The following is a 20,323-nucleotide window of genomic DNA, read 5'->3' as shown; positions in this document are numbered from 1 at the left end:
GTTCGGCCGCGGCCGGGCCTCCCTGGCTGCGCTCGCGGCGGTGCTGGTCGGGGGGCAGCCCGCGCCGGGGCGGCTACCGGTGGCCGTGGGGGAGCTGCCCGTCGGGCACGGCTGCGACGGCTGAGCGGCGCTGCCGTCCGCCGGTCAGCCGCCGTCGGCGGGGGCGAGGTGGAGGGCGACGGTGCGGCCCCGGAGCCGGGTGAGGGCCACGACCGCCCGCTCCCCGCCCCGCAGCGTCCCCACCTGCTGCCGGAGCCGGTCCAGGTCGACCGGTGCGCCGCGCTTCTTCAGCACCAGCTCCCCCACGTGGCGCTCCCGGGCCCACCCACGCAGCCGCTTCCCGGTCGCCGGCGCCTCACCGAGCACCGCGAACCGGCGGGCGAACGGGCTGTCCGTGGCCCGGTCCCCGATGAGGTAGCCCGCGCCCGGCTCGGGGTCGCGGGCGCCCAGCCGCCGGGCCAGGGTGCCCATCAGTCCTGCCTGCACGACCGCGCCGTCGGGCTCGTACAGCCAGTCACCGAGGTCCCCGGTCGTGGCCGGACCGCGCGCCTCCCTGGTGGCGGCCGCGGCCGCGGCGAGCGCCTCGTCCTGGGCCCGCTCGTCCTCGTCCCCGTCCTCGACCCCGTCCTCGTCCGGGGTCAGCACGTGCCACGCGCCGGCCCGGGCCACGACGGCCCGGGGACCGGTCTCCTGGCCGGCCGCCGACCCCCACCAGAGCGCGCACTCGAGCAGGGCGCCGTCCACCGACACCCACTCGGCCAGCACGCCCGCGGGCACCCGCTGGCGGGGGAAGGCGGGGGCCAGCTTGGCGCCGGCGGCCGGGAACCGGGCCGCCGTCGCGGTGACCTGGTCCCAGGAGGGCGAGAGCTCCTCCAGCCGGAACAGCCGGCGGGCCCGCCCGGAGGCGTGCCGTGCCGCGCCAGGGGCCGCGCGCCGCGCCGGGTCGAACCACGCCGCCTGGCCGCCGGTGTCCCTGGGCAGGTCGAGGTCCTCGGCCCGGGCGGTGAGCACCTCGCTCCCGGCCCGGCCGGTGAGGTTCGCCCGCGCGACCGCGGCGGTGACCGGGTCGGCCTCCACCGCGGTCACCGCCAGCCCCGCCTCGGTCATCGCGAGCGCGTCCACGCCGATGCCGCACCCCAGGTCCCAGACCCGTCTCGCGCCCGTGGCCGCCAGCCGCCGGGCGTGCCGCAGGGCCACCGGCCAGCGCGTCGCCTGCTCCAGCCCGTCCGGGGTGAGCAGCAGCCGGTCGGCCCACGGGCCGAGCCGGTCCCCGGCCCGGTCGCGCAGCCGCGCCTGGGAGAGGACCGCCGCGACCAGCTCCGGGTCGTGCCCCTCCCGCCGCAGCCGCGTGCTCCACGCCACCGCGTCCACGTCCCGGTAGGGCGGCAGCCGCGCCAGCAGCTCCCGGCCGCTGCCGGCGGCCAGCCGGGTCACCAGGTCGACGTCCACGGTGCCCATCCTCCCCGGTAGATTCCTCGCATGGCGGACACCGGGGACACGCTCGCCACCCGGCTGCGGCGCACGCCCCGGTGGGCCCTGCGCGCCGGGCTGGCCACGTTCGCCGCCCAGGTCGGACTGGCCGCGACCATCACTGCGGTCGACAAGATCCGCAAGCAGCGGACCGCCGAGGTGCACGCCGTGCCCCGCGGGGACCCGCGTGAGGCCGACGTGGGGGGCACCGCGGTGACCACGTACACCTACGGCGAGCACCTCTTCGAGGCGATGCTGGACGCCATCGAGGGGGCCCAGGAGTACCTCTACCTGGCCACCTTCATCTGGAAGGGCGACGCGGTTGGCCAGCGGTTCAAGGACGCCATCATCGCCGCCGCCGAGCGAGGGGTGACCGTCTGCGTGGTCTACGACGGGTTCGCCAACCTGGTCGTGCCCCGGGAGTTCAAGCGGTTCCCGGACTCGGTCCACGTAATGCGCTTCCCCGTGGTGCGCGGCGGGATCCCGATCGTCGACGTGCGCCGGCAGGGCCGGGACCACCGCAAGATCCTGGTCGTCGACGGGAAGGTCGGGTTCGTGGGCGGCTACAACATCGGCGCCCTCTATGCCACCCAGTGGCGGGACACCCACGTGCGGCTGAGCGGCGAGGGGGTCTGGGAGCTGCAGAACAGCTTCGTCGACTTCTGGAACCGCCACCGCACCCAGCGGCTGCCGGTGCTGCCGGACACCGGCAGCCCGACGTGGGGCTGGCAGGTGATCGCCGCCCGCAACGAGCCCAGCCGGCTGCTGTTCCCGGTGCGCCGGATCTACCTGGACGCGATCGACCGGGCCAGCAAGCGGATCTGGATCACCCAGGCCTACTTCATCCCCGACGTGGAGATCCTGGACGCGCTGCTCACGGCAGCGGCCCGGGGCGTGGACGTGCGGGTGATCATGCCCGAGGCCTCCAACCACGTGGTCGCCGACTGGGTCGCCCGCAGCTACTTCACCCGGCTGCTCGCCGGCGGGGTCCGGATCTTCCTCTACGAGAACGTGATGGTGCACGCCAAGACCGCGACCGTGGACGGGGAGTGGGGCACCGTCGGGACGGCGAACATCGACCGGCTCTCGCTGTTCGGCAACTACGAGGTCAACCTGGAGATCCGGGGACGGGAGCACGCCCGGCAGCTGGAGGAGATCTTCGCCGCCGACCTGGCCAACTGCCGCGAGCTCACGCTGGCGGAGTGGGAAGAGCGTGGCCTGCTGGTCAGGGCCACCGAGCGCTTCCTCGCCCCGCTCAAGCCGCTGCTGTGACGCTGCTGGCACTCGGCTTGACCGAGTGCTAAGCGCGTGCCTACATTCGACTTAGCACTCGCCCTTGGCAAGTGCCAAGCGCTCCGGACGTGCCGACACCCGCGACGGCGGCCCGCGCCGGGCACTGACCTACGAAGACAACGTCGACACTCGCGAAGGGAAGGCCCCACTGTGTCGGTTTCCATCAAGCCGCTCGAGGACCGGATCGTCGTCAAGGCCGTCGAGGCCGAGCAGACCACGGCCTCCGGTCTCGTCATCCCGGACACCGCCCAGGAGAAGCCCCAGGAGGGCGAGGTCCTGGCCGTCGGTCCGGGCCGCTGGAACGAGGACGGCGACGAGCGGATCCCGCTCGACATCGCCGTCGGTGACCGCGTGATCTACAGCAAGTACGGCGGCACGGAGGTGAAGTACTCCGGCGAGGAGTACCTGATCCTCTCGGCCCGCGACGTGCTGGCGGTCGTCGGCTCCTGACGTCCCTGCCGCCCCGGCGCCCCGCACCGCGGGGCCCGGGGCGCACCACGTCAGTGGACCCGACCCGCTCGCTCCCCCCGTCAGGAAGGACACCATGCCCAAGCAGCTGCAGTTCGACGACGGCGCCCGCAAGGCGCTCGAGCGCGGTGTGGACGCCTTGGCCAACGCGGTCAAGGTGACCCTGGGCCCCAAGGGCCGCAACGTCGTGCTCGACAAGGCCTGGGGCGCCCCCACCATCACCAACGACGGCGTCACCATCGCCCGCGAGGTGGAGCTGGACGACCCCTACGAGAACCTCGGGGCCCAGCTCGCCAAGGAGGTCGCCACCAAGACCAACGACATCGCCGGTGACGGCACCACCACCGCCACCGTGCTCGCCCAGGCCCTGGTCAAGGAGGGCCTGCGCAACGTGGCCGCCGGCGCCGGCCCGGCCGGGCTCAAGCGAGGCATCGACCAGGCCGTGCAGGCGGTCTGCGACCGGCTGCTGACCAACGCCCGGGAGATCGACGACCGCAACGAGATCGCCCAGGTGGCCGGCCTGTCTGCGCAGGACACCAGCATCGGCGAGCTGATCGCCGACGCCTTCGACAAGGTCGGCAAGGACGGCGTCATCACCGTGGAGGAGTCCTCCACGACCGAGCTGGCGCTGGACTTCACCGAGGGCATGCAGTTCGACAAGGGCTACCTGTCGCCCTACTTCGTCAGCGACACCGAGCGCATGGAGGCCGTCCTGGAGGACGCCTACGTGCTGCTGCACCAGGGCAAGATCTCCGCGGTCAGCGACCTGCTGCCGCTGCTGGAGAAGGTCGCCCAGGACAGCAAGCCGCTGCTGATCATCGCCGAGGACATCGAGGGCGAGGCGCTGTCCACCCTCGTGGTCAACAAGATCCGCGGCACGTTCAACGCCGTCGCGGTCAAGGCGCCCGGCTTCGGCGACCGCCGTAAGGCGATGCTGCAGGACATGGCGGTCCTCACCGGCGGCGAGGTCGTCGCCGAGGAGGTCGGTCTGAAGCTCGACCAGGTCGGGCTGGAGGTGCTGGGCAAGGCCCGCCGCGTCGTGGCCACCAAGGACAGCACCACCATCGTCGACGGTGCCGGCGCGGACGAGGACGTGCAGGCGCGCGTGACCCAGCTGCAGGCCGAGATCGAGGCCAGCGACTCCGACTGGGACCGCGAGAAGCTGCAGGAGCGGCTGGCCAAGCTCGCCGGCGGCGTGTGCGTCATCAAGGTCGGCGCCCACACCGAGGTGGAGCTGAAGGAGAAGAAGCACCGGATCGAGGACGCCGTCTCGGCGACCCGCGCGGCCATCGAGGAGGGCATCGTCGCCGGCGGTGGCGCCTCCCTGATCCACGCCGCCAGCGCGCTGGACGAGCTGTCGCTCACCGGTGACGAGGCCACCGGTGCGGCGATCGTGCGCTCGGCCCTGCCGGAGCCGCTGCGCTGGATCGCCGAGAACGCCGGCCTGCAGGGCTACGTGGCGACCACCCGCGTCGCCGAGATGGGGCCGGGGCAGGGCCTCAACGCGGCCACCGGCGAGTACGGCGACCTGATGGCCGCCGGCGTCATCGACCCGGTCAAGGTCACCCGCTCGGCGCTGCTCAACGCGGCCTCCATCGCCTCCATGGTGCTGACCACGGAGACCCTCGTGGTGGACAAGCCGGAGGAGGAGGAGCAGGAGGCCGGCCACGGGCACGGCCACGGGCACGGCGCCTGACGCCAGTCACCGCCCCTGCGGGCAGACACGGAAAAGCGGCCGGTCGCGCACCTCGCGCGGCCGGCCGCTCCTGTCGTGCCCAGCTGGTCCGGGAGCAGCCCCGGGCCAGTCGCTGTTCAGACGTACTGGCGCTGTCGCTCGTCCTCCGTCATCGCGCCCCAGACGCCGTAGGGCTCCCGGGTGGCCAGCGCGTGCTGTCGGCACTGGTCCAGCACCGGGCAACGCAGGCAGACCTGCTTGGCGCGCTCGTCTCGGCGGCGCCTGGCTGGACCGCGCTCCCCCTCCGGGTGGAAGAAGACCTCCGGGCTGACGGTGCGGCACAGCCCTTGGTACTGCCACTCCCACAGCTCCGCGATGGGACCTGGCTGGCGAGCGATCTCGACCACTTGTCTCATCCTCCTTACGGCAGACGGTGTCGACCTGCCGTCGACCCTGTCGATAGTCCTCATACCCACCTTGACGAACCCTGAAACACCGCTTGGCGTCTCCGGTGAGCCGGACGGGGAGCGGCCGCGCCTCCCGGACGGCACCCGCAGGCAGGGGCACGTCCGGAGCGGGCCATACAATCGGTGCATGGCGGCTGAGCTCTCCCCGGAGGTGCCGGGTCCCTTCCGGGAACTGGGACTGACCTACGACGACGTGCTCCTCCTGCCGGGGGAGACCGACGTCATCCCCAGTGAGGCGGATCCGACCAGTCAGCTCACCCGGCGGATCCGGGTGCGGATGCCGCTGCTGTCGGCGGCGATGGACACGGTGACCGAGACCCGGATGGCGATCGCGATGGCCCGGCAGGGCGGGCTGGGCATCCTGCACCGCAACCTCTCGATCGCCGACCAGGCTGCGCAGGTCGACCAGGTCAAGCGGTCCGAGAACGGCATGGTGACCGACCCAGTCACCATCGGCCCCGAGGCCACCCTGGCCGAGATGGACCAGCTGTGCGGCCGGTTCCGGATCTCCGGGCTGCCGGTCGTCGACGACGCGGGGATGCTCGTGGGCATCATCACCAACCGCGACATCCGGTTCGAGGCCGACTTCTCTCGCCGGGTCCGCGACGTGATGACCCCGGCGCCGTTGGTCACCGCCCGCGAGGGCGTGGCCAAGGAGGACGTGCTCGGGTTGCTGGCGCAGCACAAGGTCGAGAAGCTGCCGATCGTGGACGGTGCGGGCCGGCTCAAGGGACTGTTCACCGTCAAGGACTTCACCAAGACCGAGAAGTACCCGCAGGCCACCAAGGACGGCTCCGGGCGGCTCCGGGTCGGAGCCGCCGTCGGGTTCTTCGGGGACGCCTGGGAGCGCGCGATGGCCCTGGTCGAGGCCGGCGTGGACGTCCTGGTCGTCGACACCGCCAACGGCCACGCCCGCGGCGTCACCGACATGATCGGCAAGCTCAAGGCCGACTCCGCCACCGCCCACGTCGACGTGATCGGCGGCAACGTCGCCACCCGAGCCGGCGCGCAGGCCCTCGTCGACGCCGGCGCCGACGCCGTCAAGGTCGGCGTCGGGCCGGGCTCGATCTGCACCACCCGCGTCGTCGCGGGTGTGGGCGTGCCGCAGGTCACCGCCATCCACGCCGCCGCCCAGGCGGCGCGCCCGGCGGGTGTGCCGGTGATCGGTGACGGTGGGCTGCAGCACTCCGGTGACATCGCCAAGGCCATCGTCGCCGGCGCCGACACCGTGATGCTCGGGTCGCTGCTGGCCGGCTGCGAGGAGAGCCCCGGCGAGCTGGTCTACATCAACGGCAAGCAGTTCAAGTCCTACCGCGGCATGGGCAGCCTGGGGGCGATGCAGTCCCGTGGCCGGGGCCGCTCCTACTCCAAGGACCGCTACTTCCAGGCTGACGTGGGCGACGACCAGGTGGTACCGGAGGGCATCGAGGGCCAGGTCGCCTACCGGGGCCCACTGAGTGCGGTGGCCCACCAGCTCATCGGGGGGCTGCGGCAGTCCATGTTCTACGTGGGCGCCGGCACCGTCGACGAGCTGCGCGAGCAGGGCCAGTTCGTGCGCATCACCGCCGCCGGCCTGAAGGAGTCCCACCCCCACGACATCCAGATGACGGTGGAGGCCCCCAACTACTCCCGGCCGTGAGCGGCCGGCCCGAGCTGCCAGGACCGCGTCGGCAGCCCGGTAGCCTGTCCCGGTGACCGAGATCGAGATCGGCCGTGGCAAGCGCGGCAGGCGTGCCTACTCCTTCGACGACATCGCGGTGGTGCCGTCCCGGCGCACCCGCGACCCCGAGGAGGTGTCGCTGGGGTGGCAGCTGGACGCCTACCACTTCGAGCTGCCGGTCCTCGCCGCCCCGATGGACTCGGTGATGTCACCGGAGACCGCCATCGCGATCGGCCGGCTGGGCGGCCTGGGGGTGCTGGACCTGGAGGGGCTGTGGACCCGCTACGACGACCCCAGCGCGCAGCTGGCCGAGGTGGCCTCGCTGCCGGCGAGCGACTGCATCCCACGGCTGCGTGAGCTCTACGCGGCGCCGATCCGCCCGGAGCTGATCACCGAGCGGCTGCAGGAGATCCGCCAGGCCGGGGTGACCGTGGCGGGGGCGCTGTCGCCGCAGCGCACCCAGGAGCACTGGCGCACCGTCGTCGAGGCCGGGGTGGACCTGTTCGTCATCCGCGGCACGACGGTCTCCGCCGAGCACGTCTCGGGGCAGGCCGAGCCGCTGAACCTCAAGCGCTTCATCTACGAGCTGGACGTGCCCGTGGTGGTGGGCGGCGCCGGCACCTACACCGCCGCGCTGCACCTGATGCGCACCGGCGCGGCCGGCGTGCTGGTCGGCTTCGGCGGTGGGTCAGCGCACCGCACCCGCACCACGCTGGGCATCCACGCCCCGATGGCCACCGCGATCGCCGACGTGGCCGGGGCGCGGCGCGACTACCTGGACGAGTCGGGCGGCCGCTACGTCCACGTCATCGCCGATGGCGGCATGGGCCACTCCGGCGACGTCGTCAAGGCGGTCGCCTGCGGCGCCGACGCCGTCATGCTCGGGGCGGCGCTGGCCCGCGCCGAGGAGGCCCCCGGCCGTGGCTTCCACTGGGGCTCCGAGGCCCACCACTCCTGGCTGCCGCGGGGGGAGCGGGTCGAGGTCGGCACCGCCGGCACCCTGCAGGAGATCCTGCTCGGGCCAGGCAAGGGCGCCGACGGTCACACCAACCTCACCGGCGCACTGCGCCGGGCCATGGCCACGACCGGCTACACCGAGCTCAAGGAGTTCCAGCGCGTCGAGGTGGTCGTCGCGCCGTACCGGCCCCGCTGACGCGGGGCCACCGGGTCACTCGTCGCGCCAGGTGCGCCACAGCGCCGCGTAGGCGCCGCCGGCGGCCAGCAGCTCCTCGTGGGTGCCCAGCTCCTGGATCCGGCCGTCCTCGACCACGGCCACCCGGTCGGCGTCGTGCGCGGTGTGCAGCCGGTGGGCGATCGCGACGACCGTCCGGTCGGCCACCACGCCGGCCAGCGACCGCTCCAGGTGGCGGGCCGCGCGCGGGTCGAGCAACGAGGTGGCCTCGTCCAGCACCAGCGTATGCGGGTCGGCCAGCACCAGCCGGGCGAGCGCCACCTGCTGAGCCTGGCCGTCGGAGAGCCGGCGCCCGCCGCTGCCCACCTCCGTGCCGAGCCCGGCCGGGAGCCGGCGCACCCAGTCAGCGGCGTCGACCGCCTCCAGCGCCCGCCACAGCGTGGCGTCGTCGGCGCCGGGACGGGCGAGCAGCAGGTTGTCGCGCACGGTGCCGACGAACACGTGGTGCTCCTGGGTGACCAGCGCCACCTCGCGGCGCAGCTGCTCCAGCGGCAGGTCCACCAGCCGCACGCCGCCGACGTCGACCCGGCCCACCCGGGGACCGTCGATGCCGCCCAGCAGCCGCCCGAGGGTTGACTTGCCGGCGCCGGACGGCCCGACCACGGCGAGCCGCTCGCCGGGGCGCAGGTCCAGGCTCACGTCGTGCAGCACGTCGGTGCCGGGTCGGTAGCCGTACCGGACCCGTCGCACCGACAGCTGCTCGCCCTCCGGCTGCTCCCCGCTGGGCGTGCGGTCCGGGGGCACGTCGGCGATACCGACGATCCGGGCCAGCGAGGTGGCGCCGACGGTCAGCTCGTCCAGCCACATCAGCAGCGTGTCCAGCGGCTCGCCGACCTGGACGACATAGAGCACGATCGTGGTGACGGACCCGATACTGGCGTGGCCCTCGGTCACCAGCCAGCCGCCCCAGAGCAGGGTGACCGCGATGGGGAGCACGAAGGCCAGGTCCAGCGGCGGGAACCACACCGACCGCAGGAACAGCGTGCGCCGCTCGGCGGCGTACATCTCCGTCATCGCCGTCCGCATCCGGTGCTGCCGGTGCGGCTGCAGCGACAGCGCCTCGACGGTGCGGGCGCCTTCCACGGTCTCGGTCACCACGCCGTTGCCGCGGGCGTAGGCGGCCCGCTCCCACAGGTAGCCCTCGGGGGCGCGGCGCAGGAACCACCGGGTGGAGGGGACCACCAGCGGCAGCGCGGAGAGCATCCCGAGCGCCACCAGCGGGTGGGTGAGGACCGCCGCGCCGACGGTGAGCACGACGGTGACCGCCGAGACCACGATGGTCGGCACGGCCATCCGCACCACGTGGTTGAGCGACTCCACGTCGTTCGTGGTGCGGGAGAGCAGGTCGCCGGTGCCGGCGCGCTCGACCGTCGACAGTGGCAGCGCCGTGACCTGCGCGATGAACCGCTCCCGCAGCCGGGCGAACACCGTCTCGCCGACGACGAAGGCAGCCCGGGCGCCGGCCCAGGTCAGGCCGGTCTGCGCCAGCAGGAAGCCGACCAGCAGGCCGACGTACCCGGCCACGGTGGCACCGTCGACCGCGCCGGCCGCCAGGGCGTCGACCAGCCGGCCCACCAGGTACGGGCCGGCCAGCGCGGCGACGGCGGCCAACCCGTGCCACAGCAGGACGGCGCCCAGCCCGCGCCGGTGCTCGCGCAGCAGGGTCACGGCGTGGCGGCGCACGCCGGCGCCGTCGGCGATCGGCAGCGTCCGCTCCACGCCGTCGTGGTCGACGGTCACCGGCCTCACCGGGTCACCTCCTGGGTCTCGGGCTCCACGCCGCGCAGCACGACGGCGCGGTAGCCGCCGTCCTCGGCCAGCAGCTGCCGGTGCCGGCCGCTGGTGACCTGCACGCCGTCGCGCAGGTGCACCACCCGGTCGGCGTGGTCGAGCACGAGCGGGCTCGCGCTGGTCACCACGGTGGTGCGGCCGCGGCGGGCCGCGGCCAACCGCGCCGCGATCCGCGCCTCGGTGTGGGCGTCGACGGCGGAGGTCGGCTCCACCAGCACCAGCACCTCCGGGTCCAGCAGCAGCGCACGGGCCAGCACGAGCCGCTGCCGCTGCCCGCCGGAGAACGCCCGGCCCCGCTCGGTGACCTCACCGTCCAGTCCGCCCGGCAGGGCGGCCACGACGTCGCCGGCGTCGGCGGCGTGCAGGGCCCGCTCGATCCGTCGGTCGTCGGCGTCCCCGCGCAGGTCGAGCGCCTCCCGGACGGTGCCGGTGAACAACAGCTGGTCGCTGTGCACCACCACGACCCGGCGGCGCAGCTGCGCCAGGTCGGCCGTGGCCAGCGGGACCCCGCCCCACCGGGCCGGTGTCACCGTGGGCCCGAGCCGCCCCAGCCGGTCGGCCACCGCCGCGGCCTCCTCGGGACGGGCGCTGACCAGCGCCAGCAGCTCGCCGGGCTGGACCTGCACCCCGGAGACCGGGTCCTCCAGCGCCGCCACGCCGGGGCCGGGGAGCTCGGTGGTCCTCCCGGCCCCGGCCGGGGAGGGCGGGGCCTCGGCGCGGCTCGCCTCGTCGTCGGAACGCACCGCCAGCACCGCCAGCACCTTGCGGGCCGAGACCCGGGCGCGCAGCAGCCGGTCTGCGAACTCGGTCGCGGTGGCCAACGGCATCACCAGGAACATCGCATAGCCGTAGAACGCCACCAGGTCACCCGGGCGCAGCTGGCCCCGGGAGACCAGGGTGGCCCCGATCGCGGTCACCACGACCGTGAACAGCCCCGGCAGCAGCACCCGGGCGGCGTCGAGCAGCGCCTGCACCGGGGCCACCCTCCGCCCGGCTGCCAGCACCTCGCCGGACTGGGCGGCGTAGCGGGACAGGAACGTCTCCTCCCCGCCGATGCCGCGCAGCACCCGCAGCCCGGTGACGGTGTCCGCCCCCAGGGCGGTCAGCCGGCCGGACTCCTCCCGCTGGGCGGCCTGCCGGCGCTGCAACGGCCGTAGCACCGTGCCCAGCGTCGCCACCAGCAGCGGCACCCCGAGCAGCACGATGAGCCCGAGGGTGGTGCTGCGGGACAGCAGCAGCACCGCGATGACCGCATAGGTCGCCACCGCCCCGGCGAACCGGCCGACCACGTCGAACGTGGCGCCCACCCGGTGGGCGTCGGAGGCGGTCGCGGTGATGATCTCGCCGGTCGGGAGGGTGCGCGGCAGCGCCGCGCCGGTGCGGACGGCGTGGTCGGTGACCAGCTGGATGGTGCGGAACGTGGCCTGCAGCCAGCAGCTGACCGCGGCCCGGTGCCGCAGCACCCCGGTGCCGGCCGCGACCAGCCCGAGCAACAGCACCAGTGCCGCCCAGCGCCCCACCGCGGCACCGTCCCCGTCGATGAGGGCGTCCACGCCCCGCCCCACCACCGCGGGCACCAGCGCCTGGCTGACCATCCAGGTCGCCCCGAGCAGCGAGGACCACAGCAGGGTCGGCCACATGGCGCGGCCCAGCCACCACAGGTAGGCCATCGGGCCGCGCACGTCAGGGTCGCCCGGATGGGCGAGGGGGAGGGGGCGCATGGCCCGATCACGGTATGGCGTGCCAGAACAGCGGCTCAACCCATTTACCCTGGGAGCGACTTCGAGGGATGGAGCAGCACAGGTGAGGATCCGCCGAGAGAGCGTCTACGTGCGGCGCCGCCGGGTCGCGGCCGCGGTAGCGGGCGTGGCTGGCGTGGCCGTCCTGGCCGCCTGCCTGGGGCAGGGCGCGGAGGAGGACGAGGCCGGCGCCGCCGCACCTGGTGGGGCCGTCGCCGAGGACGCCGGTGCCACCGAGGAGCCCACCGGAGGCGGGGGAGACGCCGCCGGCACCGAGGAGGCCGCGGACGAGGACGCAGCCGACGACGCCGGTGCCGAGGGCGCCGACGGCGAGACCGAGCCGGCCGCTGCCCCGGCGCTGCCGGAGGTGCCCTCGGAGCAGACGACGATGGAGCAGGTCGACTACCTGACCGGTGGCATCACCCCCAAGTCGGTCGTGGCCAACGGGCACGGCCTGGTCATCGCCAACAACATGATGTACAGCCACACCTCGACCGTCTACGACGCCGAGTCGCGGGAGCTGGTGGCCACCCTCAGCGACGAGGTCGACCTCGCGGAGCTGGGGGTGGAAGGTCACCCTGGGCTGTCGCGGGGGGCGCCGGTCGAGGCGGCGTGGACGGCGGACGGCCGCTACGCCTACGTCTCCCAGTACACGATGTACGGCTCCGGGTTCGGCAAGGAGGGCTTCGACGCCTGCACGCCCTCCGACGGGGTGGGGGCGAGCTTCCTCTACCGGTTCGACGCCGAGGAGATGGCGTGGGACCAGGCGATCGAGGTCGGCGCGGTCCCCAAGTTCGTCGACATCACCCCGGACCAGACCCGCGTGCTGGTGAGCAACTGGTGTGACTCCACCATCAGCGTGGTCGACATCGAGGCCGCCGAAGAGGTCGACGTCATCCCGGTCGCGGCCGCCCCGCGGGGCATCGAGGTGCTGCCCGACAACCGCACCGCCTACGTCACGGCGATGTACGCGGACCTGCTGTTCAAGGTGGACCTGGAGACCGGTGAGTCCGAGGTCATGATGGAGACCACCGACAAGCCGCGGCACCTCAACCTGTCCGAGGACGGCAGGTGGCTCTACCTCGCGGTCAGCGGCGCGGACACCGTCTACAAGATCGACACCGAGACCGAGCAGATCGTCGACGAGGTCGTCTCCGGCCGGGAGCCGCGGAGCATGACGCTGTCCTCGGACGGCACCGCGCTGTACGTCGTGAACTACTACGAGCCCTCGGTGGCCAAGATCCGGACCTCGGACATGACGCTGCTGCAGAAGGAGCCGACCGACGCCACCCCGATCGGGGTCACCTACGAGCCGACCACGCACAGCGTGTGGGTGGCGGCCTACGGCGGCAGCATCGCCGTCTTCGACGACACCGAGCCCGCGGCGGACGGGGACGACGCGGCGGGAGGTTCCTCGGGCCGGTGACCACCACGCCTGGGTCGGTGTGGCGCACCGTGCGCACGCCGCGCTGGCTGCTGCTCACCGCCGTCATGGTCGCCGTCTGCGTCGCGTGCTGGCAGCTGGGCACCTGGCAGCTGTCGGTGGCCCGCAACGAGGGCGCGCGCGAGCTGGTCGCCGAGCAGCAGGCCCGCCCGGTCGTGCCGCTGCCGGAGGCGCTGGCCCCGCAGCAGCCGTTCCCCGAGGACGGCAGCAACCGTCCGGTCCGGGTCGAGGGCCGCTACCGGCCCGACGGCCAGTTCCTGGTCCCGGAGCGGCTGTTGCAGGGCCGGGAGGGGCTGTGGGTGGTCACCCCGCTGGAGGTGGCCGAGACCGGCGCCACGCTGCTGGTGGTGCGCGGCTTCGTGACCGACCCCGCCCAGGCCGGCGCGGTGCCGACGTCGCCGGTCACCGTCGAAGGCACCCTCGCCCCGGGCGAGTCGCCGGCGGCGGACCGGGACCTGCCGGAGGGGCAGCGCGGCTCCATCGACCTGGCGGCGCTGGCCAACGAGCGCCCAGGCGACTGGTACAACGCCTTCGTCTTCGCCCAGGAGGAGCGGCCCCGGCTGTCCGCCCCCGAGGTCGAGCGGGTTCCCCCACCGGTCATCGGTGGTGGGATGGACTGGCGCAACCTGGGGTACGCCCTGCAGTGGTGGGTGTTCGCGGGCTTCGCGGTCGTGCTGTGGGCGCGTCAGCTGCGCGAGGAGGCCCGTCCTACCATGGACCCCAACGAGTGAGAGGAGCCGAGACGGCCATGTCTCCCGAGGGCAAGCTCACCTTCTTCCGCACGATGGCCTTCGTCGTGGGTGTCGCGCTGCTGGTGCTGACGCTGCACATGGTGCTGCGCTACGGCTTCGGCAACCACGCCCTGGACTGGTGGGCGATGCCGCACGGGTTCCTCTACATGGTGTACCTGGTCGCGGTGATGCTGCTGGGCTTCGAGCTGCGGTGGGGGCTGGGCACGATCGTCGGCGTCATGCTCGCCGGGTGCGTGCCGCTGCTGTCGTTCTGGGTCGAGCACCGGATGACCCGGCGGGCGCGGGGCGAGCTGGCCGCCCGCGAGGCCGGCGTCCCGGGCGAGCGCCAGCCGGCCGGCAGCCACGGTTAGCCTGGGCCGGTGACCTCGACCCTGCAGGAGCACCCGGTGCTGGTGCTCGACTTCGGCGCGCAGTACGCCCAGCTCATCGCCCGCCGGGTGCGCGAGGCGGACGTCTACAGCGAGGTGGTCCCGCACGACACCCCGGCCGAGGAGATCCTGGCCCGGGAGCCGGCCGCCCTGGTGCTCTCCGGCGGCCCGGCCTCGGTCTACAGCGAGGGGGCGCCGCGGCTGGACCCGGCGCTGCTGCAGGCGGGCGTGCCGGTGCTGGGCATCTGCTACGGCTTCCAGGCGATGGCGGCCGCGCTCGGCGGCGACGTCGCGCACACCGGTCAGCGCGAGTACGGCGAGACCAAGGCCCGCATCGGCGACACCGACTGCACCCTCTTCCACGGCCAGCCGGAGGAGCAGCCGGTGTGGATGTCGCACGGCGACTCGGTCTCCCGTGCCCCCGACGGCATGGCGGTCACCGCCACCACGCCGGGCGCCGAGGTGGCGGCGTTCGAGGACAACGAGCGCCGCCTCTACGGCGTGCAGTGGCACCCCGAGGTGCTGCACTCGGCGTTCGGGCAGCGGGTGATCGAGAACTTCCTGCGCCGCGGCGCCGGGCTGGCACCCACCTGGACCCGCGGCCAGATCGTCGAGGAGCTGGTGGAGCAGGTCCGCGAGCAGGTCGGTGACGCCCACGTCATCTGCGGGCTGTCCGGGGGCGTGGACTCCTCGGTGGCCGCCGCGCTGGTGAACCGCGCCGTCGGGGACCAGCTCACCTGCGTGTTCGTGGACCACGGCCTTCTCCGGGAGGGGGAGGCCCGCCAGGTCGAGGAGGACTTCGTCGCCGCGACCGGCGTGGACCTGGTCGTCGTCGACGCCCAGGAGCGGTTCCTGTCCGCGCTCGCCGGGGTCAGCGACCCGGAGCAGAAGCGCAAGATCATCGGCCGGGAGTTCATCCGGGTCTTCGAGCAGGCGGCCCGGGACGTCGCCGGCACCGCGGACGCCGAGGGCCACCCGGTGAAGTTCCTCGTCCAGGGCACCCTGTACCCCGACGTGGTGGAGTCCGGCGGCGGCACCGGTGCGGCCAACATCAAGAGCCACCACAACGTCGGCGGTCTCCCCGAGGACCTGCAGTTCACCCTCATCGAGCCGCTGCGTGCGCTGTTCAAGGACGAGGTCCGACAGGTCGGGCTGGAGCTGGGCGTGCCCGAGGGGATCGTCTGGCGGCAGCCGTTCCCCGGTCCGGGGCTGGCCATCCGGGTCGTCGGCGCGGTCGACGCCGAGCGGCTGGCGGTGCTGCGCCGCGCCGACGGGATCGCACGCGAGGAGCTGACCCGCGCCGGGCTGGACCGGGAAATCTGGCAGTGTCCGGTCGTGCTGCTGGCCGACGTGCGCTCGGTCGGGGTCCAGGGCGACGGGCGCACCTACGGCCACCCGGTCGTGCTGCGGCCGGTCTCCAGCGAGGACGCCATGACCGCCGACTGGACCCGGGTGCCCTACGACGTGCTGGCCCGCATCTCTGGGCGCATCACCAACGAGGTCCCGGAGGTCAACCGGGTGGTGCTGGACGTCACCAGCAAGCCGCCGGGCACGATCGAGTGGGAGTGAGCGTGGCCGCGACCGGGGTCCGCGGGCGAGCGGCAGCGGTGCGGACCTCCGTGGCGCTGCTGGCCGGCAAGGCCGCCCGCGGGGCCACCCGGCTGCGCGGTGGTGGGTCCGCGCTGCCCGGACTGGTCGCCGAGCGGGTCGACCCGGGCCTGCTGCGGCACACCCTTGGTGACCTGCCCGGCGGGGTGGTCGTGGTTTCCGGCACCAACGGCAAGACCACCACCACCCGGATGCTGGTCGCGCTGCTGCGCCGGCACGGGCTGCGCGTCTTCACCAACCCGACCGGCAGCAACTTCACCCGCGGGGTGCTCTCCGCGCTGCTGCCGGAGGTCGGCCTCCGCGGCCGGCTGCAGGCCGACTGTGCGGTGCTGGAGCTGGACGAGGCGCACGCGCTGCACTTCGCCGCACAGGTCGCGCCCACGCACGCGCTCGTGCTCAACGTGGCCCGCGACCAGCTGGACCGGTTCGCCGAGATCGACCACACCGCCGACCTGCTCACGCGGCTGGCCCGACAGGCCACCCAGGCGGTCGTGCTCAACGCCGACGACGCCTTCGTCTCCCGCATCCAGCACGAGGTCGGCCCCGGCGTGCGGGTGCACTGGTTCGGGGTCGACCCCAGCGTCGCGGACCTGCTGCCCGAGCTGCAGGAGGCCGACGTGCGCGCCGCCGACCCTGAGCACGGGGTGCGGCAGATGGACCTCCAGGGCGCCGACGCGCTGCTGCTCCCCGCCGACGACGGCAGCTGCACCATCCGCTTCCCGGGGGGCACGGACGTGGGTCCGGTGCGGCTGCGGCAGCGCGGCCTGGCCGCGCAGATCAACGCCACCGCCGCCACGGCCGCCGCCCGAGCCGTGCTCGGGTCGGGGTTCGACCCGGCCCGCGCGCTGGCGGCGCTGCGGGAGGTGACACCGCCGTTCGGGCGTGGGGAGACCATCGACGTCGACGGCGCGCCGCTGGAGCTGGTGCTGGTGAAGAACCCGGCCGGGTTCACCGTCGCGCTCGGGACCTACGGCGCCGAGCCGGCCGCCACCATGATCGCCATCAACGACAACTACGCCGACGGGCGCGACGTCTCCTGGCTGTACGACGTGTCGTTCACCTCGCTGGCCGACCACGGCGTCGCGGTCACCAGCGGGGTCCGGGCCTGGGACATGGCGCTGCGTCTCCACTACGACGGGGTGGCCGTAGGCCGCGTCGAGACGGACCTGGACACCGCGCTGGACGACTTCCTGCGCGAGCACGCCGGGCAGCCGATGCGGGTCTTCTGCACCTACACCGCGATGATGGCGCTGCGACGCCGGCTGGCCGCCCGGTACGGGCTGGCCCGGTTCGGGGAGGAGGCCTCGTGAGTGAGCAGCACACCGCCGACCTGACCGGCCCGCCACCGGGCGGGAGCAAGGGCCGGGTGCACCTGGTGCACCTGTACCCGCGGGAGATGAGCATCTACGGCGACCTGGGGAACACCCGCTGCCTGGCCGCACGGCTGCGTTGGCACGGGTACGAGCCGGTGGTCCACGACCACCACCCGGGTGCCCCGTGGCCGGAGCGGGCCGACCTGCTGGTCGGCGGCGGCGGCCAGGACTCCGGTCAGATCCGGGTCCAGGACGACCTCGCCGCCCATGCCGACCGGCTGCGGCAGCTGGTCGCCGACGGGGTGCCGATGCTGATGATCTGCGGGATGTACCAGCTGTTCGGGCAGGCCTTCACCACCGTCGAGGGCACCAGGCTGCCCGGGCTCGGGATCCTGGACGTCACCGCACGGGGCAACGCCAAGCGGATGATCGGTCCGGTCGTGCTGGAGACCGAGCTGGGCGACGTCGTGGGCTACGAGAACCATTCCGGGTCCACCGAGCTGGGGCCGGGCCAGCAGCCGTTCGGCCGGGTCCGGCACGGCTCGGGCAACAACGGCAACGATGGCACCGAGGGTGCCCGCACCGGCAACGTCATCGGCAGCTACCTGCACGGTCCGCTGCTACCGGCCAACCCGGCGCTGGCCGACTTCCTCGTCGGCGCCGCCGCGCGGCGGGCCACCGGCGACTTCGTCCCCGGCGACGTGGACGACACCCTGGCCCAGGAGGCCCACCGCCGGCAGGTGCGCCGGCTGCTCGCGACCGGCTGAGGGCCGCTCAGGAGCCTTCTGGCGCCGAGGGCGGAGCCTCCGCGTCCTCGGCGTCCCCAGCGGCCGCTCGGGCGGCGTGGCGCCGGCGGCTGCGGGTCCAGCCGAACCACGCCAGCAGTCCCAGCGGCACCTCCAGCACGTGGGTGAAGATCGCGTAGAGCAGCGCGGTCGCCGAGGCGGCGGCGGGCTCGGCCCCGAACGACACCAGCACCCCGGCCGTCCCGACCTCGGTGACGCCCAGCCCACCTGGCGTGATCGCCACGACGGTCAGTAGCTGGCGGAAGGCGTAGGCGGTGAACAGGTGCGGCACCGACAGGTCCAGCCCCACGGTGCGGGCCGCGACGACATAGAGCACGAAGAAGAAGGAGAACATGCCCGTCAGGCCGAGCGTCATCTGTGCGCCGCGCCGGCGCACGATCGTCCCGGTGCGCTCGCGCTGGTCCTGGATCAGCTGGTCGAGCGCCTGGCTGCTGCGGACCCGCCGCGAGAACAGGCCCACGAACCGGCCCAGGCTGCGACCCACGGCGTGGGACACCGTGCTGGAGTAGATCACCAGCACGAACAGCGCCAGCACCGCTCCCCCCACCGCGGCCCCGATGGCGGCCCCCACCATGACCGGGTCCGGCACGTCCACCGGCCCGAACACGACCACCAGGACGGCCAGCACCGGCAGCGCGAGCCGGGTCATCAGGTTCCACACCGAGGTGACCACCAGCGCCGTCGAGATGGCTCGCCGGGTGAACGACCAGGAGCGGAACATCGCATAGGTCAGCGCGACCCCCAGCGGCCCGCCCATGGGCAGCACGTTGCTGACCATCGACCCCGCTGCGTTGACCATGAGCGCCCGGAAGTGCGAAAGCCCCGGCAGCGACCCGGTGAGGGTGTAGGTGTAGCAGTACAGCCCGGTCAGGGTGAGCGCGCCCATGATCAGGACCCGCCCCGGTGGCACCTGCCGCAGCAGCGTCAGGATCTCCGCCCAGGTCGTGTCCGCGACCCGCGGCAGCCCGAAGACCAGCAGGCAGGCGGCGAGGGTGAGCCCGATGACCGACTGCACGATCTCCCGCAGCCCCCACCGGCGCAGGGTCGGCTCCCCGCCGTTCGCCTCGCCGGTCACCGCCCCACCCCTGCGAGCAGCGCGGTCGCGGCGACCCGTCGGTCCGCGGACGCCTGCCCCCGCGCCGCAGGATCCACGAAGTACTCCGTCCCCAGCGCCGCGCGCAGGACAGCGGTCGGGACGGCTCGCACGAGCGCCAGCGTACGGGGGCCGGAGCCGCCCGCTCCGGAGGTGGCCTGCGAGGCGTGTGCCAGCAGCGCCGCTCGCTTGGCCACCAGCTCGGGCCCGACGTCGACGCGGTAGCCGATCGCGCCGCGCGGCGTGAAGCCCTCCCGCCACCCGGTGAGGTCCTGCCGGGGCCGGAGGACCCCGGCCGCCCGGGCGAGCAGCGCCAGCGGCTCCCGCGGTGCCGTGGCCTCCAGCAGCCGCACGCCGGCGGCCGCGGCGACCAGCCTCGCCACCCGGTGGACCTGGAGGTGGTCAGGATGGCCGTAGCCGCCGGCGGCGTCGTAGCCCAGCAGCAGGTCCGCCGACTCCTGGGCCACGACCTCAGCCACCTCGGCCGCGACCGCCGCCGGGTCGAGCGCGGCGAAGGGCAGCGCGGCGGTGGCGACCCGGCCGACGTCGCCCGGCGGGGGCGGCCGGTCACCGGGACCCTTGGCCAGGCCGCTGTCGGCATGACCGAGCCGCACCGTCCGCGCGATCCCCAGCGCGCGGGCGCTGGCGGCCAGCTCCTCCCGGCGCCGGGCCGCCAGTCCCCCGGGTGCCTGGGCGTAGCGGCGCGACGCCACTCCGGCGCCGCCGTCGGTGGCAGTGACCAGCACCACGCGGTGGCCGGCGCGGGCCAACCCGGCCAGCGTGCCGCCGGTGAGGATGGCCTCGTCGTCGGGATGAGCGTGCAGCGCGACGACGGTGCGCCGCCCGGCTGCGTCCACCGACGCCGCCGGGCGCACCGGACTCGCTGGACCCTCCTGCCCCACGGGCAGGAGCCTACGCGGCCGCCGGCCCGCGGCGGCGGACCACCGGTGTCCGGCGAGCGGGGGGCGCCGTGGCAGGCTGGCGCCGTGAAGGTGGCGCTGGTGTCCGACTGCTACCCGCCGCGGACCGGCGGGATCGAGACCCAGGTCTCCGGCCTGGCCGGTCGATTGCAGGCGGCCGGTGACCAGGTCGAGGTCATCACCGCCAGCAGCTGGCCGACGCCGCCGCCGCACCGGGCATGGTGCGGGCGCTGCGCGCCGAGGGCGTCTCCTCCCGCGCGGTGG

17 protein-coding genes and 1 pseudogene are annotated in these 20,323 nt (G+C 74.1%); 12 read left to right on the top strand and 6 right to left on the bottom strand.

Annotation, left to right across the window (positions count from 1 at the left end):
- Nucleotides 1–144: 144 nt before the first annotated feature.
- A complete protein-coding gene (locus GFJ45_RS10015; RefSeq protein ID WP_228386809.1) occupies nt 145–1,449 on the bottom strand; it encodes a THUMP-like domain-containing protein in 1,305 nt (434 codons plus the stop codon).
- Between the two features lie 30 nt (nt 1,450–1,479).
- On the opposite strand from GFJ45_RS10015, the gene GFJ45_RS10010 reads away from it, so the two are divergent.
- The 3 genes from GFJ45_RS10010 (at nt 1,480) to groL (ending at nt 4,927) form a co-directional block, all read left to right on the top strand.
- Nucleotides 1,480–2,742 carry a phospholipase D-like domain-containing protein gene (locus tag GFJ45_RS10010; RefSeq protein ID WP_153396739.1) on the top strand — a complete coding sequence of 421 codons (1,263 nt, stop codon included), beginning with the start codon at nt 1,480–1,482 and terminating at the stop codon, nt 2,740–2,742.
- Nucleotides 2,743–2,913: 171 nt separating this feature from the next.
- Nucleotides 2,914–3,213, top strand: a complete 300-nt coding sequence (gene groES / locus GFJ45_RS10005; protein WP_153396737.1) for a co-chaperone GroES — start codon at nt 2,914–2,916, stop codon at nt 3,211–3,213.
- Nucleotides 3,214–3,307: 94 nt separating this feature from the next.
- Nucleotides 3,308–4,927, top strand: coding sequence for a chaperonin GroEL (gene groL, locus GFJ45_RS10000; RefSeq protein ID WP_153396735.1), 1,620 nt, complete (start codon nt 3,308–3,310; stop codon nt 4,925–4,927).
- A 116-nt stretch (nt 4,928–5,043) separates the two neighbouring features.
- Here groL and GFJ45_RS09995 read toward each other — a convergent pair whose 3' ends face one another.
- Nucleotides 5,044–5,313: a WhiB family transcriptional regulator gene (locus GFJ45_RS09995; RefSeq protein ID WP_153396733.1), complete on the bottom strand. Its 270-nt coding sequence runs from the start codon at nt 5,311–5,313 to the stop codon at nt 5,044–5,046.
- Nucleotides 5,314–5,500: 187 nt separating this feature from the next.
- On the opposite strand from GFJ45_RS09995, the gene guaB reads away from it, so the two are divergent.
- Both guaB and GFJ45_RS09985 read left to right on the top strand, forming a co-directional pair.
- A complete protein-coding gene (gene guaB / locus GFJ45_RS09990; protein ID WP_153396731.1) occupies nt 5,501–7,012 on the top strand; it encodes an IMP dehydrogenase in 1,512 nt (503 codons plus the stop codon).
- Nucleotides 7,013–7,064: 52 nt separating this feature from the next.
- Entirely contained in the window at nt 7,065–8,186 is a 1,122-nt protein-coding gene (locus GFJ45_RS09985; protein WP_153396729.1) for a GuaB3 family IMP dehydrogenase-related protein, read from the top strand.
- A 15-nt stretch (nt 8,187–8,201) separates the two neighbouring features.
- On the opposite strand, the gene GFJ45_RS09980 is transcribed toward GFJ45_RS09985, so the two are convergent.
- Both GFJ45_RS09980 and GFJ45_RS09975 read right to left on the bottom strand, forming a co-directional pair.
- Nucleotides 8,202–9,974 carry an ABC transporter ATP-binding protein gene (locus GFJ45_RS09980; RefSeq protein ID WP_153396727.1) on the bottom strand — a complete coding sequence of 591 codons (1,773 nt, stop codon included), beginning with the start codon at nt 9,972–9,974 and terminating at the stop codon, nt 8,202–8,204.
- Nucleotides 9,971–11,737, bottom strand: coding sequence for an ABC transporter transmembrane domain-containing protein (locus tag GFJ45_RS09975; RefSeq protein WP_153396725.1), 1,767 nt, complete (start codon nt 11,735–11,737; stop codon nt 9,971–9,973). Before GFJ45_RS09975 ends, GFJ45_RS09980 begins: the two co-directional genes overlap by 4 nt.
- Nucleotides 11,738–11,819: 82 nt before the next feature.
- On the opposite strand from GFJ45_RS09975, the gene GFJ45_RS09970 reads away from it, so the two are divergent.
- Genes GFJ45_RS09970 through GFJ45_RS09945 form a run of 6 tightly spaced genes read left to right on the top strand, consistent with a single transcriptional unit; the run spans nt 11,820 to nt 18,007 of the window.
- On the top strand, nt 11,820–13,181 hold the full coding sequence (locus GFJ45_RS09970) for a YncE family protein (protein WP_228386807.1): 1,362 nt from the start codon (nt 11,820–11,822) through the stop codon (nt 13,179–13,181).
- On the top strand, nt 13,178–13,930 hold the full coding sequence (locus GFJ45_RS09965; protein WP_153396721.1) for an SURF1 family protein: 753 nt from the start codon (nt 13,178–13,180) through the stop codon (nt 13,928–13,930). Before GFJ45_RS09970 ends, GFJ45_RS09965 begins: the two co-directional genes overlap by 4 nt.
- A complete protein-coding gene (locus GFJ45_RS09960; protein WP_323368727.1) occupies nt 13,927–14,301 on the top strand; it encodes a DUF3817 domain-containing protein in 375 nt (124 codons plus the stop codon). Before GFJ45_RS09965 ends, GFJ45_RS09960 begins: the two co-directional genes overlap by 4 nt.
- A gap of 9 nt (nt 14,302–14,310) precedes the next feature.
- Entirely contained in the window at nt 14,311–15,888 is a 1,578-nt protein-coding gene (guaA, locus tag GFJ45_RS09955) for a glutamine-hydrolyzing GMP synthase (RefSeq protein WP_153396719.1), read from the top strand.
- Nucleotides 15,885–17,237 carry a Mur ligase family protein gene (locus GFJ45_RS09950; protein WP_228386806.1) on the top strand — a complete coding sequence of 451 codons (1,353 nt, stop codon included), beginning with the start codon at nt 15,885–15,887 and terminating at the stop codon, nt 17,235–17,237. The genes guaA and GFJ45_RS09950 overlap by 4 nt, the downstream gene beginning before the upstream one ends.
- The gene (locus tag GFJ45_RS09945) at nt 17,234–18,007 is read left to right on the top strand and encodes a type 1 glutamine amidotransferase (protein ID WP_228386805.1); all 774 of its coding nucleotides are present in this window, start codon (nt 17,234–17,236) and stop codon (nt 18,005–18,007) included. The genes GFJ45_RS09950 and GFJ45_RS09945 overlap by 4 nt, the downstream gene beginning before the upstream one ends.
- Nucleotides 18,008–18,014: 7 nt before the next feature.
- Here GFJ45_RS09945 and GFJ45_RS09940 read toward each other — a convergent pair whose 3' ends face one another.
- Nucleotides 18,015–19,121 carry a lysylphosphatidylglycerol synthase transmembrane domain-containing protein gene (locus GFJ45_RS09940; RefSeq protein ID WP_153396715.1) on the bottom strand — a complete coding sequence of 369 codons (1,107 nt, stop codon included), beginning with the start codon at nt 19,119–19,121 and terminating at the stop codon, nt 18,015–18,017.
- Complete coding sequence (locus GFJ45_RS09935; RefSeq protein WP_228386804.1) at nt 19,118–20,041, bottom strand: PIG-L deacetylase family protein; 924 nt, start codon at nt 20,039–20,041, stop codon at nt 19,118–19,120. The genes GFJ45_RS09940 and GFJ45_RS09935 overlap by 4 nt, the downstream gene beginning before the upstream one ends.
- Before the next feature lie 84 nt (nt 20,042–20,125).
- Here GFJ45_RS09935 and GFJ45_RS16790 point away from each other — a divergent pair.
- Nucleotides 20,126–20,323 (top strand): annotated as a pseudogene (locus GFJ45_RS16790) (hypothetical protein); the annotation flags it as partial.

Origin of the sequence: Ornithinicoccus halotolerans (assembly GCF_009602535.1) — a bacterium.
GTDB classification, from domain to species: Bacteria; Actinomycetota; Actinomycetes; order Actinomycetales; family Dermatophilaceae; genus Ornithinicoccus; species Ornithinicoccus halotolerans.
The sequence above is the reverse complement of the archived record's forward strand: the minus strand, read 5'-3'. Positions and strand labels throughout refer to the sequence as shown.

Excerpts from the sequence above, each read along its gene's own strand:
- GFJ45_RS10010 (WP_153396739.1), top strand. The coding sequence starts at position 1,480 with ATGGCGGACACCGGGGACACGCTCGCCACCCGGCTGCGGCGCACGCCC.
- groL (WP_153396735.1), top strand. The coding sequence starts at position 3,308 with ATGCCCAAGCAGCTGCAGTTCGACGACGGCGCCCGCAAGGCGCTCGAG.
- guaB (WP_153396731.1), top strand. The coding sequence starts at position 5,501 with ATGGCGGCTGAGCTCTCCCCGGAGGTGCCGGGTCCCTTCCGGGAACTG.
- GFJ45_RS09975 (WP_153396725.1), bottom strand. The coding sequence starts at position 11,737 with ATGCGCCCCCTCCCCCTCGCCCATCCGGGCGACCCTGACGTGCGCGGC.